The sequence below is a fragment of the Runella aurantiaca genome, assembly GCF_003339505.1.
GTDB classification, from domain to species: domain Bacteria; phylum Bacteroidota; class Bacteroidia; order Cytophagales; family Spirosomataceae; genus Runella; species Runella aurantiaca.
Window position 1 is genome coordinate 82,070 of record NZ_QPIW01000020.1, and the last position, 17,843, is coordinate 99,912.

The window sequence follows — 17,843 nt, forward strand, 5'->3', positions numbered from 1 at the left end:
AAAAATACAGACGCATTAAGATAGCAGCTAATCTCGGCTTTTTCTTCAATTTAACTACATAAAATGGGCATTATTCGTGGGAGGACAGGATTAGCTAAAACCGTGCCAAGAAGCCCCGTTTTTAGCCACTCCGAGAGCCAGAAATCCCTTCCTAAAGCGTTGAAAAGCGCACTATAACGAATAGACTGCCTTCTTATTTACGAAAAAGGTCATAAGAAGTCACTTATATTTTAGGGAATATTTGCTGGATAAAAATGTAAGCTATCCCATTTTTGAAGACCCATAACCGATTCAAAAAACCACCTTATTGGTATATAAATTAACCAATACTTGTAGTCACAAAAAAAAGCTAAACAGATTGTTTAGCTTTTTTTTGTGACTACAAGTATATTTTTATTGTTAAAAATCATACCCTAAAGTTAGGTATGGAACGGCTTTATTTATTTCTCCATTATCTAACCCCCAAGCGTAATCAAACTTTACATAGAACCCAAATAACATTGTGCGCGCTCCAAGTCCGTAACCCAATAAAAAAGGGTTTCGAAAATTATTTACAGTGGCACTAAAGAAATCCAAACGTATAATTTCAGTATTCAGGCTATTCTGACGATTAAAAGGCCATTGACCTGTCCAAGCAGTACCAACGTCTGTAAAACCTACTAACTGAAAGTTTCTCAGGAAGTTTGACGTAATTGGCCCACGATAAAAATACTTGATTAGGGGCATTCTTAATTCACCATTAAATAATAAATGATTTGTTCCAGAAACCTTATTGATGTTAAATCCTCGGAGATTGGTGGCCAACTCTACAAAAAAGATATCTCTATTATCAATCGGAATCAAAGAGCTGCTCAAACCAACCGCCAAAGGATTCACGCTACGTTCGTCCTGATTGTTACCAGTCCAGTTTTCCATCCCTCCCAAAACACTCTGCTTGGGAGCTTTCCCCCCCGAGCGGGCAAAAGAAACACGGGTGGCAAAAATCAAGTCACGGTGAATTTTTTGGTAATGACGAAAATCTACAACCAGTCGGTTAAAACCTCTTGTTCCTCGTATACCCCCAAATTGGTCGTAACGAACTTTAAAACGTGTTCCTTCCATCATATTCATGCCATTGATTCGGGAGTTATCATACACAAATTCTGCACGAGCACCAAGATAAGATGAAGTAACATCGGCCGCTGAAATGTTGCTTACATCCAACAATTTAGATTCGGCATAGAATGGTGTTAATGAAACACGGGCATTGTTGCTAAAAGGATATGACGCCGTAAAGGCCACCCGATTGTAGCGGTATTTTTGGCTAGCAGGAGGCTGTACATAGAGACTTTGACGGTCGACCCGGACGCCAAAATCAACGCGATGGGCAAGGTTGTTGTATTCTGCCCACAAGTTATTAGTTCTGAAATTGAGAAGACCTAAGAAAAACCCTGCTTTGACAATGTGGTTTTCTAGCAAATCATTCATCGTCAGAGACTGTGCAAATCCAAATCCCCGAACTGGGTCGATTCGCCAATCTGAAGTAGCATCATTACTGATAAACAGGCTCTTATAATCAATTGGCCCCTTTATTGTAATATTTTCTCTTTTGCGATTTCGACTGGGTAAATTGGCGGCGCTGGAAACCGCAGTCCCTCTCCGTTGACGATATTCAAACGATTTGAGTACATCTGGGTCAAATTCATAATTATCTGTGTCAACCTCTCCAAAATCTAACTGAATCTTTCGAGGATTGGCCATCTGTGCAATTAAACTGGCATCCGCCGCTGGGTTATTACGATTTTCGGTCTTATAAACCGACAACCCAGACATACTTTGTACCCTCGGCGTAGCCACCAACTCATTGGCAACTGGAGAAAACCGACTCTGATAAAATAAACTTTCTTTGTCTTTGTACCAATTAATACTTACAAAAGCTCCTGATGCTGGCAGATAATCATAGTCACGAATACTCTGGTTAAACCCAGTTAGAGGAGTCAGTTTTTTAATATCTAACTCGTACCGATACAAATTTGCGATACCTTTATAATCTGAAAGAAAGTAGAAAGTATTTTCATCTGTAGTACGGGCATTTGAGATAATTCCCAAAGAGTCCGCAACTCTTGTAACTGTTTGAGCACGAGGATTTCCGTTATGTACAAACAACGCCATTTTTTCTTTGACGGTTTTATAGGAACCCTTATCAGCAATGCCCAGCGAATCTTTGACGCGATTGGATGAAAACACAACACGCGTAGAGGATGTACCTACAAAATGGGGGTAGCGGTCGTCGTATAAATCGCCCGTGAGCCCGAGCAACGAAGAGCGGCCAATATTAAAAAGATATAGGTCATTTTGACCACGGCTATCGGCACTTAACACCAACGTTGAACCATCATTGGAAATATCGAAATCAACGACTTGGTTAATACCCCTTATTTCTCTACTCAATCGAAGTTTCGATTTTCCTTTGTCTCCAATATCAAACAACTCTAAAAATACCCGACCATTTTCTTCCGAAATAATGGCCAAACCATTGCCGCGACTCCAAGCAATCAACGGCATTCGACTCAAATAGGTACGTTTTTCAAGGGCGTATTTTCCTTTGATAATAGTCGTTACTGCTTTTGTTTCAGTATTGATCACGTCAACTGTATAATGACCTGATTTACGGTTAGTTACGGCAACATATTGATTATCCAGACTCAGACGTGCATTATTTGCAGGATGCCCCAGCGGCAAATCTAAGTCACGTACCCAATCTCCCGCAGGATCTTTGTAGCCGTTACCAGTGGAAGTGGTTGCCATATTGGTGTAAAAATCCCGCCATTCTTTCAGAAAACGAGAAAACGATACCCCCAAGGTGCTTGATACGCTAGTTTGTTCGGTACGTATGATGCGGGTTAAGTTGAGAATATTGGAGATGTTATCTTTTCCGTAGCGCTCTGCAATATAATTCCAAATAGATTGCCCCACCAAGGTTGCTTCAGGGCCCGTCAATAAAGAAGGCTTCTTCATCTGCCGATGCACAATCGCGTCGCGCATGTAGTCATCCAATTCAGGGCTCCATCCTTCTGCGATATACGCCGCAATTCCTGACATAAACCAGTCGGGCAGCGACAACAAAAGCGAACTTTGCAAAGCATCTTTTAGGCTCCCGCCGTACAGCATGTCGTAGACAAATAAGCGCGAAATTTCCTTGATAAGCTGCTTTCGGAAGCTGATTTGATCTCCAGTAAATGCAATTTCTAAACGCGCTTTAGCCAGATTAAGCTCAGTCTCGCTTAAGTCTGAACTATTGGCCATGCCCATATTGCTTTGCAAAAGCTCTTGGGGAGAATTGTAAAGGAAGATTTTGATTCGATTGTAGGGCGTATATCCTAAGGCTTCCGTAATGCGGTCAAATTCAGATTCAGCATATTGAGCTGCCAGCGTAGCCAACGGTGTTCCAGCGCCATAATGATAAATCTCAAAGTTATTGGTTTTGAGGATTTTCCATTCAAAGCGCTGATACTGTACTCGATTTTTGCCGAATTGCTCTTGAGAAGGATAATTTTGAGCTTCAACCGACAGGGCAGGCAACAACACCGCCCCTATCCACAGCAATCTAGTGATAAAACAGCTTTTCATATTCAGAGCTAACCTATTATATTAATCGTTAAAAGTTAAGCGTTAATTAGTTAGGCAAGTAGTTGCCATTCACAAGGGGCATCTCGTATTTCACCCTTCAACCGCGATTGCTATTAGCACTTAACACTATTTAGAACGAAAATATAACGAAAAAATTCGCTCAATATTCGCCTCTTTGTCTATTTCTTCTCCGGTCTCTAAAAAATTCACCAACTGATTCGCAAAAAAAGGTGCAAGGCTAACGCCTTTGGTTCCCAGCCCGTTGAAAATCCCCAACGACGTATATTCGGGGTGAATTCCGACAAACGGCCGTCGGTCTTTAGTAGAAGGCCGAATCCCTACATGTTGTTCGAGAATTTGATACTTTTTTTTTAGGTAGGGTTTTATTTTGTCTTCCAAATACGCTCGACCATCTTCCGTAGCCTCCCAGTCTAAATCATGCCAACTATATGTAGCCCCCAACCGACATTTCCCTTTTCCATCAAGTGGCAGAATAAAAGTCCCCTGATTGATGATTTCTTGGAGTGTATAGTCTTCAACAACCGCGATGAGACTTTGGCCTTTCACGGGATTGAACGGCAGCCAATTAAAAAATGGATTCTGACGGGCTTCGTAACCTTCACAAAATAGTATTTTTTTAATTTTTAAATCATTGTACGATACACCATCTTCCTGAATTTCAATTTTTTGATAGTCTACTCTATCGTGTATATATTGCTTATTTTCAATAAAATAGTTCTCGATTTTTTGAAGCATCTGAACGCAATCTACCCATCCAGCCTGCGTAATTTGAAGCCCTCCGTAAGGATTTTCGACAAAAGGTGAAAATTTGGCATCATCGGCGCGTTCAATCACATACTTCGTAAGGTTTTGATCCGCGGTTTGGGCCAAGTACGAATTTTGTTCTTCGATGGAGCGATACGGACGATACACATCACAGTCGTGGAGAAAATCTCCGCCGAGCTGCGCTTGCATGTCGGAGTAAAATTTGTGGGCAAACGGAAAAAGCTCATCGGCTTTCCAAGTCCGATATAATTTTTTCCCAGTCAATGGATTAAATATTCCACCCGAAACTTTGGAAGCCGACGGCAACGTTGGATCATTCATGATTAACACTCGGTGACCACGCTGAGATAAAGTCCAAGCAAGAATCGACCCTGCGATGCCTTGACCTACAATCAAATAATCGGCGTTCATAGATTGGTTCTACGTTGTCTTATGGAACTACTGATTTTTTCATCGGCCAAGTTCGTAAGCAATTCAATTTGTTCATCCAAAGTCATAAACGAGGTATCGACCAAGGTCGCATCATCTGCCTGCCGCAAAGGACTGTCAGCTCTGGTAGTGTCAATCAAGTCTCGTTTATGAATATTTTTCAGAATATCTTCTAAGTCGAGCATTTCACCTTTTTCCAACAATTCTATTTGACGGCGTTGTGCCCTGATTTGCGGGTCGGCGGTCATAAACACTTTAAGCTCGGCCTCCGGAAACACCACGGTTCCGATGTCGCGTCCATCCATAACCACGCCTTTGGCTTTCCCCATTCGCTGTTGTTGTGCTACCATCGCCCGCCGCACTTCCGACACCGCACTTACTTCACTGACCCAATTGGCAATGTACAGTTTCCGAATTTCATCTTCCACGTTCAGTCCGTTGAGGTAGGTTTCGTTACGTCCTGTTTCAGGATTCCTCCTGAAGTCTATTTTAATTCCTTCAAGCGCCTTGGAGATTTCCTTGGGGTTGGTGAGTGTGATATGATGCGTATGGAAATAAAGCGTAACGGCCCGATACATGGCCCCAGTATCAATGTATGCATACCCCAAATGGGCCGCGACACCTTTGGCGGTGGTGCTTTTTCCGCAACTTGAATAGCCATCTACCGCAATAATGATTTTGGACATACGTAGTGAAGTAGGTTAGGTGGCAAAGATAGAGATGAAGCGCCGACAATTATAAAAAAAGGTGTTTTCTCAGTCTAATTAGTGATTAAAATTATTTTAAACGTTTGTATTTTTCAAGCTTCGTCTCTACATTTACCCAAGGAGAATTTGTTTTTCGCTTCTTAGCTTACCGAATAATAAATTAGCGTATTCCAACTTTTTTCTAAGTGCTTTTTGTAGTTTCTTTGAAACGTTTTTCCAACTATTAATCAAAAGTTCATTATGAAAAAATTATTTTCAATCACATTGTTGGTATTTGCCGCAATGATTTCTTTTCACTCAACTTCTTTTGCTCAATTCTCTAAAGGAGATAAAAGAGTTGCCATCGGGGTCGGCCTTTTCTCACTTGGTGCCAATGCAACTGTTGAGTATGGAATTATGGATGATTTAGGAGTAGGTTTATATGCCAGCTACGAAAGACCCAGCCTTGGTTACATCGGTATCAACTATTCTTATTCTGACATCCAAATTGGACCACGTGCCACGTACCACCTTAATCGTATCTTAAATCTAGATAATGACGATTTCGATTTGTACGTTTCAGGTGGTATTTTACTCCGCAGCTACGGTTATCCCGACTCTTATTGGAATGCCTACGGTCTTGGTTCAAGAACTCGCTACACCACAGCAACTTTGCTTGCCAGAGTTGGAGGTACGTATAATTTCTCTGAAAAAATGGCCCTCTTTGCTGACCTTGGCTCGGGTGGTTCATGGGTTCAGGCAGGAGTTTCTTTTAAATTCTAAAAAATCTCCGTATTCTTATTTGTACGTTGCGCGCCAAAAGTCTATTTTTGGCTTGTATTTAAACAAAAACCCAAAGTAAGTTTATGAAAAAACTATTTGCACTTGTTTTCAGCTTTGCCGTACTTCTCGTAGGTAAAAGCTATGCTACCAACACTGCTGAATATTTTGTTGATGCACAAGCCATTGAACAAACCCTCAATGCTGGTGAGCAACTTGATTTAGCAAATACCGCCGAAGCTACCTCTGCACTTGAAAGCCTTATGGGCACAGGACAGGCAGGCGATGCTGCTAAGGTAATGGCCGGCGACAAAAAGCCAGTTGTAGCTTTTATCCTTTCTTGGGTTGTTGGTTGGTTAGGTATTCACCGTGCTTACTTAGGTACTGCGGGCGGCGTTATCGTTGGTTACATCCTGACCTGCGGTGGTTTAGGAATTGTAAACTTGATTGACTGGATTGTTTTATTGATGGAAGTAATCGAAGAAAAGAAATTCGATTCGTACGTCAACAACAAGAAATTCTTCATGTGGACCAACTAGTCGTCCAATAGAAAACAAAAAAGGGAAGTAGCAACTACTTCCCTTTTTTGTTTTCTGACTCGATTAATACCATTCGTATTTGCTGATTATTCTTCGCTTTTCGTTTTCGATTCGTTTCTTCTGCCATTAATTCTGCTCGACGGGCTCCTCCAAAATAAAACGCCTGAAACATACCCGCTCCCGTAAAAAAACCAATCAGGTAATAACGATGCCAAACATGATATACGCCAAAACCTAAAGCCAATGTTTGTAAACCCACCGAAACAAGCCCTTCTTTCGGAAAGCCCGCATACATCTGTCCAACGCCAGGCATTATAAACGAAAGCAATTGCGCTTTTTCGGGGCTTTTAGGCTTTTTTCGGAGAAAACGATACAACTCTTCTGTATCTATATTTAGTTGATTCCGAGCGGCATATTTCTTAAATAATTCCTTTGATTCGACCCAACGGTCAAGCTCATTCAGGGCAAGAATCTCCAATACATCCAAACCTGAAAACAAGGTAGAATCACGTATATAAAACCGAGTTTGTAATATTTGTCCGTGTGCTTCGCCATAATGTTGGCTCAAATAACCCGCCAATGCTACTTCATATCTGAGTTTATAGTGAAGCGTATCATTCGGCTCATTGAGATTAAAACGCTGAGCCGTTTGCCAAGCCTCCTCAAAACGTTTCAGGTATTTCTGGCACTGAATTTTTTTGTATAATAACTCATTAGCCGTCAATCTATAAGCATCAGCATTCATTGAATCAATTCGTTGACTTTGCTCAAACAATGCCTTTTCATAATACACCGAGGCCAAATCAAACTGACCTGCTATGCTAAGACTGTCGGCCGTCAATGAAACTTGCGCTACTACTCCCCTACTGATTAAAAACAGTACGCAAAGGAATCTGCATATTAAACAAAATCTGTCCATCCACTTTATCATTAAATTCCTGTTGGCGAATATTAACCGTAAGTACACTCCCCCAAATATTGCCCACGTAAAAAAACGTAAATAGTCCACTGTAGAGCAAAAAACGCGGACTTTTCCAACCATCTTTTCGATAAGCCTCCCGCGCCTGGAAACCCAAGGCCACATTTTGAATAAAGGTAATTACCCCCTGCCCCAACTTCCCTGCATACATTTTGCCCGTTCCGGGCACAATCGCCGACATAAGTCCCGCTACCAATGGCGACTTGCGCTTATGTTTTTTGAGCATATCAAAGCTCTGCTTTAACATCTCTTCTTCCTGACTGAAGGCAAAGTACTTGCCGCTAAATTGAGATTGGTAGCTTGAAAACCGCAATGTGTCACGTTTTAATAGGCTCACTCCCGCTAACTGTAGATTTCTTAACGCCATTTGTAGCGAATCCACTACTTGCAACGCCGTAAAGATAGTGTCTGCTTTTTCGTATCTTTTGGAAAAAGTATGGCCAAACCCTTCCAAAAAACGTGATTTGATATAATAAGGGTGCTGAACTGGCACACGTTCAAAATAATGAATGGCCGAATCTATCTGTTGTTGATTATAATAAGCAAGGGCACGAAAATACGGGAGAGTCTGGTGCTTCCCTGTCCATTGAAGTACGTCATTGTAGTACTTTTTTTCCAATAAATATTCTACAAAAAGTGAATCTGAAGACGATTTTTGCTGTGCATTTAGGGGAAGCCAAGTCAATAAACTTATCAAATTACAAAACCCAAACAATAGATTAAACCTACTCCTTTTACGCATCATTTACTGGTTTTGACGTTTTGGCGATACATCGAAGGTAGATCTATCACTCTCCCCGTTTGAGGCGAAATACGAATCAATTCAATGCTGGTTGCTGCTACTCGATTACAACGCGAAATACGGTCGGCACTTAAAGCAATGCCCTTAAAAATACCAAATTCTTGAATCGCCGCACGACTAAAGCGGGAGCAAGAAAGTTCATAAAGACACTCCGCCGAAATCTGCGGAGATATTACTTTTTGATACCCCGTCAGAGCACCATTAAGCATCCAATACACGGGATTAAATCGCAAAAATGCCTTTTGTTTTGCTTTCTTAGCTTGCCCAAATTTGACCGTTGGGGCAGAACCAGATTCGGCCAATAAATCTAAATCTGAAACTTGCGCCATGCCCTGCATCGACAGGGCTGTTAAGAGCAAAATGACCCATTTCCCGCGTCTGAGAGCTTTCATTTGATTACCTTGGCATTAGACGGAATGATAAATTCCAATAAATTGGACTGTACCTGCTCGTTTATTTTCAACGCCCCATAAGCGGTTTTGGTTACGATAGAGTCTTTGGCCGTTACATAGTCAATTTGCGTAATTGTCTGCGGAAAATCGACCGTTCCCAACTTCGTATAATCGTAGTAAAACACCTTCTTAATCGTTCGATCTGAAGGGTCAACGTATTTCATAAAAATGGGATTTTGACCTTTGTGCACCAATTCTACTCGCTTAATATTCTTGGCTAAAGGAGTAGGCGATTTCCAAGTCGTTATCATCACTCCGTTTTCAAACTTTGTACTTCCCAAGCTAAACCCCATGCTCGACAGCCCCAAATCTGCTTTACGATTGTGAAGAAAAAAGAAGAATTGCGTTGTTTCGGTGCTGTAAGTCGCATTTTGTTGCTGCAATACGGTATTTTTTGTCGGGTCATACACCCTTAATTCGCCGTTGGCATTGTTAAATAAATACAACTCGGCTGGTTTTGGAAACAACGTCACCATTCTACCAGAAGTGGCATAACAGAGTTCTGCCCGCGTATTAGTGGTTTTTCCTTTGTGTGACGTACGCATAATCATAGAAGCACTTACCTTTCGGACATCCTGCGCATACCCAACACCAACAAACACAACAGTTAAAAACAATGACCTCAAAAAAGTAATTAAAACAACATTCATTTTCATTCGAATCAAAAAATATCGGCAAATTAAAGCCTTTCATGCATATACAAAAACCTAAACGTCAGACTTGCTGATTAATGTACTTAGAATTGGACAAATCATTCCAATTTAACTAAGAGGTGAAAATCGTTATGGCATTAAACAGAAAATGGGGAGATTTACATCACCCCATTCTCTGTTTAAAATGCCTTTTTATGCGGATAATTGCGCTTTTACAATACGATCTTTACCGTACATATCCTGAATTACTTCTACCTTTTTAAAGCCTTTTTCAAGAAACAATTGCTTTATTACCTCACCAAAAAGCTCATTTATTTCAAGATAGCAAGTGCCATCCGTTTTTAAATGTTTGGTACAAAAATCCGCTATAGCCCGATAAAACAAGAGTGGGTCTTCATCTTCTACAAACAATGCCAAGTGCGGCTCAAAACGCAGTACATTCGGTTGCATACTTGTCTGTTCAGCATAGGTGATGTAGGGCGGATTGCTCACTACCACGTCAAACTGCCCATCAAACGAAGTATCTTTCAGAATATCGTATTTCTCAAACGTAACTTCCGATAAAAGTCGATGGGCGTTTTCACGCGCCACGGTCAATGCTACGTCAGACACGTCCCAACCCCATACTTTAGCAAATGACATGAATCTATCCAACGCAATGGCAATACAACCACTGCCAGTACCAATATCAACGATTTTAACGGGATTTTCTTCCCAAAAACAGTCTTTTACAATTAACCGAACCAATTCTTCCGTCTCTGGGCGTGGAATCAATACCGAAGGAGAAACCTTGAATTCAAGACCACAGAAAAAAGTAGCCCCAATAATGTGCTGTATCGGTTCACTTTGGTTTAGTCGTTCAATGATTTTATCCCAGTTTGGTTGTGACTCATCAGCCGAAATGGGCTTATCTACCATCACATCGACGCTTCGCAGGCGCAAATAATGCTCCAAAAGCATAAAAGCCATTGCTTTGGTCTCTTTTGAAGAATAAGCAGTGACATTTTGGACGATGTAATCAAAAAGTGATTTGGCTGAAGTAAACATTGAACAAAAATTAAATTTGGGGCATTGGATTTGGGGATAAATACCCTAAATCCATTAAGATTACGTATTGGCAAATGTACTTTTTAGCCGTTTATTACACTTCGCAGCCGCTGCTGAAGCGCCACACGCTCTGCCAAGGCTTTCTTACTGCTGCGATACCACAAATAGGCAATGACGCCAACGGTGAGGTACGGAAACACAAATAAATAAGCAATACCTGCGTTGATACCATTTCCAATTACATTTCTTCCCGTGCTCATATTGGTTTCAACGGCCCCTTTGCACATCGCGCACTGCGCCATTGCACTTTCAGAGAAAACAAGCGCCAACAAAACAATTACTACCAAACTTATTACCTTTTTCATACTCATCTTTAATTATAGTAAGGACTAATCATTAAATAGACAATCACTCCCGTAACACTCACGTACAACCAAATTGGGAACGCCCATTTCACCGCTTTTCTGTGAAGGTCAATCTGATTGCTCAACGCAAAATAAATGGCCCTCAACACAAACCAAACAACACCAATTGACAACGTTATGTGCGTTATTAACAGAAAATAATAAATGGGTCTTATCAGCCCCTCTCCCCCAAAGGGAGTAGACTCGTTGGACAAATGGTACAATACATAACTGACCAAAAACAAAGCACCTAAGCTAAACGAAACAGTCATCATTCGGCGGTGAGCTGCAATGTTTTTTTTCTTAATAAAGTAATACCCCGCCAATAATGTAAGCGAAGTTAAGGTATTAATGAGACCATTAAGGTGCGGTAAGACCTGGCTCCATTCTCCAAGCTCCACTTTAGGAATTCGTGGATTGAGCAAAACAGCCACTACCAACGGAATAGCCACTGCCACAATGTTTATTACTTTATTAAATTTTTTGTCTTTGGGTAATGCAAGTGTTGCCATTATCGGGTTAATCTTTGCCTTTATTGTAAATATCAATCAGGATTTTCAATTCTGCCAACAAGCGGTCTACGTCTTCGGGGTCAGTACCATCATAAACACCTCTGGTATATCCTTCTTTGTCTATCAGTATAAACTGTTCGTTGTAGAGAATGTTTTCAGCAGACTTTGCTTTTATTAACGGCTTGATTTTGTAAATCTCCGTTGCGTCTTTTTCAACATTTTCACCTTTTAAGGCTTCTATTTTTACGTCGTCCGAAGCTAATTTTTCAACCCTTGAAAATTGTTGAATTAGCTGATTTGAGGGGTTTTCACCGAAAAACGCCACAACTTTAATATTCTTTTCTACGGCTGTCGGAACTTGATAAAAAACCGTATCCTGACCGTTCATTACGACCTTTCCAGTTGAATCAACCAGCGGTTGAAGGTAGGGCAACGTAAAGTGGTTTTCGGCAAAACCGTGTAAAAATAAAACGATTAAAGCCGGCAACACCAACACTAGGGTTAGCAAGCCGGCTTTCATGTATCTTTTCATAGTATAAAATACTCTTTTACTCAGAATTGAGTGGGGAAGATACCATTCAACTCACTTTAAAAAATTAACGTAAGTCGAAAATGGAGCCTCCCTCACGCATCAGGGCAATCAACAACCAAACCACAAAAATACAAGGAATCAGGATTGCCCAAATGAGTGATTTTACTTCATGCTTTAAGTGCATAAATTCACCCACTATATAAAAAGCTTTCACAATGGTCATTCCAACGAATATTGCAGTTTTAAGTGTTCCTGCTTCAAGTGTAAAAGCAATTAAAAACTCAACTGCAGTCAGGATTAAAAGAATCCAAAAAGTACGCCAAATTGCTTTTCTTTGCTCTGCACCGGCGTTTTCATCAACTTCGTGTTCGTGTACGTGTGCCATATCTTTTTAATTTTAAGTTAAACGTTAGGAAGGGGTGCATTAAAGCAGCTTGTACGTTTAATGCTTTGTATTTAACGGTGCTGAATTATACGAGGTAAAAGAATGTAAATACAAATACCCATACCAAATCCACAAAGTGCCAGTACAAACCTACTTTCTCAACCATTTCATAATGTCCTCTGCGCTCATACGTACCCGTAGCCGTGCGATAAAAAACCAAGAAGTTTAATACAACACCCGAAAATACGTGGGTTCCGTGAAAACCTGTAATAAAGAAAAAGAAGTCAGCAAACGCTGGCGGACCATATTGATTTACGGTAAGATTTGCACCGAATACAGTTTTGGAAACCCATGAACCGTCAACAATTTCTTTAATAACCGTTCCACCTTCTGTTCCGTGGATAAAGTGCGTCCATTCCCATGCTTGGCAACCTAAAAAGGTAGCACCGCCCAATAGCGTCCAAAGCATGTATTTTTCAACGGTTGCTCTGTCATTACGATGGCCTGCTTCTACTGCCAATACCATTGTTACCGAACTAAAAATCAAGATAAAGGTCATTATCCCAACGAAAATAAGCGGTGCATGTAAACCATGCAAAAAGGGTAGTGCATCAAAAACCTTTTCTGGAATCGGCCAATAGGTCGGCGATGAAACAAAATCAACAACTTTACCTGCGTAGGCAGGGTAACTATAGCGAACTAAACCATAAGAAACCAGCAAAGCCGAGAAAGTGAATGTGTCCGAAACTAAAAAGAACCACATCATCAACTTCCCGTAGCTGGCTTTCATAGGTTCAACTCCCCCCAGCCATACATTTTTAACATTCGGTTGTGCAGTAGCAGCCATCGTTATTCTATTAAATATTGCAAGTTTTAATTAAGACTCTTTTTCTAACGAAAATACAAAAGGAAAACAAATAAATAAATCCACAGAATGTCAAGAAAATGCCAATATGTGGTACAAATTTCTATTCGACGGAGGTTTTTGGCGTGTACTTTCAGTCTCATTGCTGAAATAAATGTAACACAAAGAACCAAAAGACCAGTGATTAAGTGAATACCGTGCAACAAAGTAAACACGTAAAAAAACGAGCCTGAAGGATTACCGACAAAGTATACGTTTTGCGCAACCAAATCTTTCCAGCCCAGAAACTGCATCACCAAAAATGCCATTCCGAGCACAAAAGTAATAGAAATTGCTATTTTGAGTGTATTGAAATTATCTTTTTTTGCAGCTACGTATGCCCAGTGCATTGCCACACTACTTACAACAAGCACTACAGTACTGTACCAAAAGATTTGCGGAATTTGAAACTCTACCCAGTTTCCTTCGGCCCGTCGAACCAAGTATGCACTGGTTTGGGAAGCAAACAACATGATAATGGTAACAATAAAGCCCCAAAGTATAAACTTCTTGGGGTCCATCGCCAACGTTTCAGGAGCTTCCTCAATTCTTATTTTTTCTACCTCAGCCATGTTCTGAATTAAATTTTATCCAACAGGTACGCTATTTGTACTATTGGTAAATAAATAAATGAGCCAAACATTAATTGTAACGCTGTCTTGTCGGAGCATTTACGCATTAAATGGAATGTTTGAGCCAGGAATAAAACACCAAACAACATTGCCACCAAAGCAGAATTGATTCCTGTCATTCCCAATTCATAAGGCAACCATCCTACTGGCAATAAAAACAAGGTATAAATCATTATTTGAATCGCCGTACTTAAATCTTTGCCCCCTTTAGATGGCAATAAACGAAAACCTGCTTTCTTGTAATCTTCATCCAAAACCCAAGCAATTGCCCAAAAGTGGGGAAACTGCCAAATAAATTGAATCGCAAAAAGTATACCCGGTTCAAGTCCAAATTGATTGGTTGCTGCCACCCAGCCAATCATGGGTGGAAATGCCCCTGGTATTGCACCGACAAATACAGCAATCGGGCCTACTTTCTTTAAGGGCGTATATACAAAACCATAGAGAATCGTTGACAATACCGCCAATGCACAGGCACGCAGATTGAACTCAACAAAAAAGAGAATTGTCGATACCGCAAATAACACAATTGCCAACCAAACGGCTTCCCGTGTACTCACACGCCCACTTGGAAGCGGACGGTTCTGCGTACGTTTCATCAACTTATCTAAATCTATCTCAATAATTTGATTGATGATATTGGCCGCCCCTGTGATACAAAATGCGGCAAACAAAAAAATGGTTAGTGGTAACCATTCTACTTTATCGATACCTAAACTGTATCCAAAAGCCCCCGAAAAAGCAAGCAACCACGACAACCGCAACTTCATAAGTTCCAAGTAAGCACGTAGCTTTAAAAAGAGTATATCTAAGGTTATTGACATTTCAAACGTTTATATTTTCAACTTTTAAAGCCGTTTTATGAGTAAACACACTTTCAGCATTAATTAATAGCCACACCACAAATTGCATTCCAACGGCAACCGTTGCCAATGTTAGGTGGATTGGCTGTGCAACAGCGGGCACACTCAAATAAGCCAAAATAATCCCTGTTACAATCTCAATAATAATTGTTGCCAGAAGGGCATTGGACAACTTAGAAACAATACCTTTGGTTTGTGTATACTTTGATAATAAATAAACCAAACCAACGTGGAGAATCAAAACAATAATTGAATAAGACCTATGAATGTAAAATGAAATCCCTAAGTTTTCTACCCACTTATTACGTCCTTCATTACCAAGATTCACAATTACGTCATCCATTGCTTCCCTCACTTGCGTACCAATCAACACTTGAAGCAGTGACAGGCCTATAGTCCACTTCAACCATTTATCAATCAATGGCTTATTTCCGACCTTTTCTACTTTCACCTTCCCTACATACGACCTTGCCATAACATACAACAGCACAAATACTATGACAATTGCCAAAAGCATGTGCAATGTGACGATGAACGGCGATAGTTCGGCTGATACTACTTTAGAACCTAACCAACCTTGAAAACCTGTCAGCAAGAACGCTGTCAAGCTCATGTAAAAAATAGGGCGGTCTTTTTTTAAGAAGGGAATAGATGCGAGCAGTGTTCCAAAAACCAGGACTCCCGTAAAAGCCCCAAACAAACGATTAAGATACTCAATCCAAGTCTTCGTAGGGTTGAATTCTACTTCACCTTTGAGTTTAGCACCGTAAATCTCTTGGTAATTTGGAGGAAGTTGGGATACCTCTGTGGGAGGAACCCAACTTCCAAAACATTTTGGCCAATCGGGACACCCCATCCCAGAGCCAGTACTTCTAACAATTCCGCCGATAAGTATTAATAAATATACAACGACAACTGTTAGAAGTGCCAGCCTCCGAAACAGGCGATTGCTGTTATTGTGATCAATGAGCCTGGAATTGGTCATTGTAATTTTGAGCCTCAATTTCTTTTTCCTGCGCTATATAGGCATTCTCATGTGGGAAATTAGATTCTGGTGTTTGAGAATGAGGTACATTTTGCGGAATAAAATCAACGTCTGAACCTGGTTTGCTATAATCATAAGGCCAACGATACACGGCAGGAATTTCACCGACCCAGTTACCGTGCCCTACATTGACAGGCGTAGTCCATTCAAGGGTTGTTGACTTCCATGGATTCATCGGAGCTACTTTACCCTTAAACATGCTGTAGAAGAAGTTCCAAAGGAATACAAACTGCGCAAAGAATGTAAAGATAGCAGCAATACTCACAAACATGTTGAGGTCGGTAAACGACTTACCAAAGTCAAAGCTGGTAAATTGGTAATAACGACGTGGGAAGCCCGCAATACCAATATAGTGCATTGGGAAGAATACCAAGTATACTCCCGCAAACGTCAACCAGAAGTGAAGTTGTCCCAATGTATTGTTCATCATGCGGCCAAACATCTTTGGATACCAGTGATAAATACCCGCAAAGAACCCAAAGGCCGAGGCAGCTCCCATTACAATGTGGAAGTGAGCCACTACAAAATATGTATCGTGCAATTGAATATCCAACGCAGAGTTACCTAAGATAATCCCAGTTAATCCACCCGATACAAACAACGACACCAAACCAATAGAGAAAAGCATCCCAGGCGTAAACACAATGTTACCGCGCCACAGCGTCGTGATGTAGTTAAACGCTTTTACCGCCGAAGGAACGGCAATTATAAGCGTCAAGAACATAAATATTGAACCTAAGAATGGGTTCATTCCAGTCACAAACATGTGGTGAGCCCACACGATAAAGGCAAGGAATGCAATAGCCATCAAAGAGGCAATCATGGCACGATAACCGAAAATTGGCTTACGTGAATTGGTTGCAATAATTTCCGAAGTAATCCCCAATGCAGGAAGCAATACAATATATACTTCTGGGTGACCTAAGAACCAAAACAAGTGTTGGAACAAAATCGGGCTACCGCCAACGTTTGGTAAAGCTTCGCCGTTGATATAGATTTCTGAAAGATAGAAACTTGTACCAAAATGGCGGTCAAAAATCAAAAGCAATGCAGCCGACAACAATACTGGGAATGAGATAATCCCCAAAATGGCCGTAATCATAAACGCCCAAATCGTCAACGGAAGACGCGTAAATGTCATACCACGGGTACGGAGGTTAATGATGGTTGTCACGTAGTTTAAGCTACCCAAAAGAGATGACATAATGAAGATTGCCATACTGAGCAGCCACAACGTCATCCCCATTTCAGAGCCCATGTGTGCTTGTGGTAAGGCACTCAAAGGAGGATATACAACCCATCCACCCGCAGCAGGTCCAGTTTCTAGAAAGATAGATACAAACATTAAAACGCTTGATGCAAAAAAGAACCAAAACGATAACATGTTTAAGAAACCAGACGCCATGTCGCGCGCACCTACTTGCAATGGAATCAAGAAGTTACTGAATGTACCGCTCAAGCCCGCTGTCAGTACAAAAAATACCATGATTGTACCGTGCATTGTCACCAAAGCAAGGTAAAAGTTCGGATCTAACGCACCAGTCTCGGTTATCCATTTCCCAAGGAAAGGTTTCAACCAGCTAATATCTGCTCCGGGGAAACCCAATTGAATACGAAAAACAACCGACATCGCCGCTCCGATAATCGCCCAAAAAATACCGGTAATCATGTATTGTTTGGCAATTACCTTATGGTCTTCTGAGAAGATATACTTGCGCCAGAAGTTTAATTCTTCATGATGTTCATGCTCATCATGGGCGTGGACATCGTGTTCCAAATTGGCCTCTACTACTGACATTTTTAT

At 40.9% G+C, this 17,843-nt stretch carries 19 protein-coding genes; 2 read left to right on the plus strand and 17 right to left on the minus strand.

What is annotated here, in order from left to right; translation table 11 throughout:
- Positions 1–399: 399 nt before the first annotated feature.
- The 3 genes from DVG78_RS20820 to cmk all read right to left on the minus strand — a co-directional run bounded on the left by DVG78_RS20820 (position 400) and on the right by cmk (position 5,510).
- Complete coding sequence (locus tag DVG78_RS20820) at positions 400–3,609, minus strand: hypothetical protein (RefSeq protein ID WP_114462972.1); 3,210 nt, start codon at positions 3,607–3,609, stop codon at positions 400–402.
- A gap of 126 nt (positions 3,610–3,735) precedes the next feature.
- On the minus strand, positions 3,736–4,806 hold the full coding sequence (locus DVG78_RS20825; protein ID WP_114462973.1) for an NAD(P)/FAD-dependent oxidoreductase: 1,071 nt from the start codon (positions 4,804–4,806) through the stop codon (positions 3,736–3,738).
- The gene (gene cmk / locus DVG78_RS20830) at positions 4,803–5,510 is read right to left on the minus strand and encodes a (d)CMP kinase (RefSeq protein ID WP_114462974.1); all 708 of its coding nucleotides are present in this window, start codon (positions 5,508–5,510) and stop codon (positions 4,803–4,805) included. Before cmk ends, DVG78_RS20825 begins: the two co-directional genes overlap by 4 nt.
- 261 nt (positions 5,511–5,771) lie before the next feature.
- On the opposite strand from cmk, the gene DVG78_RS20835 reads away from it, so the two are divergent.
- Both DVG78_RS20835 and DVG78_RS20840 read left to right on the plus strand, forming a co-directional pair.
- Positions 5,772–6,293 (plus strand): hypothetical protein, encoded by a 522-nt coding sequence (locus tag DVG78_RS20835; RefSeq protein WP_114462975.1) that lies wholly within the window; start codon positions 5,772–5,774, stop codon positions 6,291–6,293.
- Positions 6,294–6,376: 83 nt separating this feature from the next.
- The gene (locus DVG78_RS20840; RefSeq protein ID WP_114462976.1) at positions 6,377–6,829 is read left to right on the plus strand and encodes a TM2 domain-containing protein; all 453 of its coding nucleotides are present in this window, start codon (positions 6,377–6,379) and stop codon (positions 6,827–6,829) included.
- Positions 6,830–6,863: 34 nt separating this feature from the next.
- On the opposite strand, the gene DVG78_RS20845 is transcribed toward DVG78_RS20840, so the two are convergent.
- From DVG78_RS20845 to DVG78_RS20910, 14 genes are all read right to left on the minus strand, one after another.
- Positions 6,864–7,748, minus strand: coding sequence for a hypothetical protein (locus tag DVG78_RS20845; RefSeq protein ID WP_158550066.1), 885 nt, complete (start codon positions 7,746–7,748; stop codon positions 6,864–6,866).
- Entirely contained in the window at positions 7,693–8,553 is an 861-nt protein-coding gene (locus DVG78_RS20850) for a hypothetical protein (RefSeq protein ID WP_147277135.1), read from the minus strand. The genes DVG78_RS20845 and DVG78_RS20850 overlap by 56 nt, the downstream gene beginning before the upstream one ends.
- On the minus strand, positions 8,550–9,002 hold the full coding sequence (yidD, locus tag DVG78_RS20855; protein ID WP_114462979.1) for a membrane protein insertion efficiency factor YidD: 453 nt from the start codon (positions 9,000–9,002) through the stop codon (positions 8,550–8,552). Before yidD ends, DVG78_RS20850 begins: the two co-directional genes overlap by 4 nt.
- A complete protein-coding gene (locus tag DVG78_RS20860; RefSeq protein WP_147277136.1) occupies positions 8,999–9,679 on the minus strand; it encodes a hypothetical protein in 681 nt (226 codons plus the stop codon). Before DVG78_RS20860 ends, yidD begins: the two co-directional genes overlap by 4 nt.
- Positions 9,680–9,907: 228 nt before the next feature.
- Positions 9,908–10,762: a peptide chain release factor N(5)-glutamine methyltransferase gene (gene prmC / locus DVG78_RS20865; protein WP_114462981.1), complete on the minus strand. Its 855-nt coding sequence runs from the start codon at positions 10,760–10,762 to the stop codon at positions 9,908–9,910.
- Between the two features lie 83 nt (positions 10,763–10,845).
- Positions 10,846–11,127 carry a CAMCR motif-containing small membrane protein gene (locus DVG78_RS20870; RefSeq protein ID WP_114463003.1) on the minus strand — a complete coding sequence of 94 codons (282 nt, stop codon included), beginning with the start codon at positions 11,125–11,127 and terminating at the stop codon, positions 10,846–10,848.
- Between the two features lie 8 nt (positions 11,128–11,135).
- Complete coding sequence (locus DVG78_RS20875; RefSeq protein WP_114462982.1) at positions 11,136–11,678, minus strand: DUF420 domain-containing protein; 543 nt, start codon at positions 11,676–11,678, stop codon at positions 11,136–11,138.
- 7 nt (positions 11,679–11,685) lie between these two features.
- Positions 11,686–12,210 carry a DEAD/DEAH box helicase family protein gene (locus DVG78_RS20880; protein ID WP_147277137.1) on the minus strand — a complete coding sequence of 175 codons (525 nt, stop codon included), beginning with the start codon at positions 12,208–12,210 and terminating at the stop codon, positions 11,686–11,688.
- Positions 12,211–12,274: 64 nt separating this feature from the next.
- The gene (locus tag DVG78_RS20885; RefSeq protein WP_114462984.1) at positions 12,275–12,595 is read right to left on the minus strand and encodes a cytochrome C oxidase subunit IV family protein; all 321 of its coding nucleotides are present in this window, start codon (positions 12,593–12,595) and stop codon (positions 12,275–12,277) included.
- A gap of 85 nt (positions 12,596–12,680) precedes the next feature.
- Positions 12,681–13,442 carry a cytochrome c oxidase subunit 3 gene (locus DVG78_RS20890; protein WP_114462985.1) on the minus strand — a complete coding sequence of 254 codons (762 nt, stop codon included), beginning with the start codon at positions 13,440–13,442 and terminating at the stop codon, positions 12,681–12,683.
- 44 nt (positions 13,443–13,486) lie between these two features.
- Positions 13,487–14,071, minus strand: a complete 585-nt coding sequence (locus tag DVG78_RS20895; RefSeq protein ID WP_114462986.1) for a cytochrome c oxidase subunit 3 — start codon at positions 14,069–14,071, stop codon at positions 13,487–13,489.
- An 8-nt stretch (positions 14,072–14,079) separates the two neighbouring features.
- The gene (gene cyoE, locus DVG78_RS20900; RefSeq protein ID WP_114462987.1) at positions 14,080–14,955 is read right to left on the minus strand and encodes a heme o synthase; all 876 of its coding nucleotides are present in this window, start codon (positions 14,953–14,955) and stop codon (positions 14,080–14,082) included.
- Position 14,956: 1 nt separating this feature from the next.
- Positions 14,957–15,979: a COX15/CtaA family protein gene (locus DVG78_RS20905; protein WP_114462988.1), complete on the minus strand. Its 1,023-nt coding sequence runs from the start codon at positions 15,977–15,979 to the stop codon at positions 14,957–14,959.
- The gene (locus DVG78_RS20910) at positions 15,957–17,837 is read right to left on the minus strand and encodes a cytochrome c oxidase subunit I (RefSeq protein WP_114462989.1); all 1,881 of its coding nucleotides are present in this window, start codon (positions 17,835–17,837) and stop codon (positions 15,957–15,959) included. Before DVG78_RS20910 ends, DVG78_RS20905 begins: the two co-directional genes overlap by 23 nt.
- Positions 17,838–17,843 lie beyond the last annotated feature (6 nt).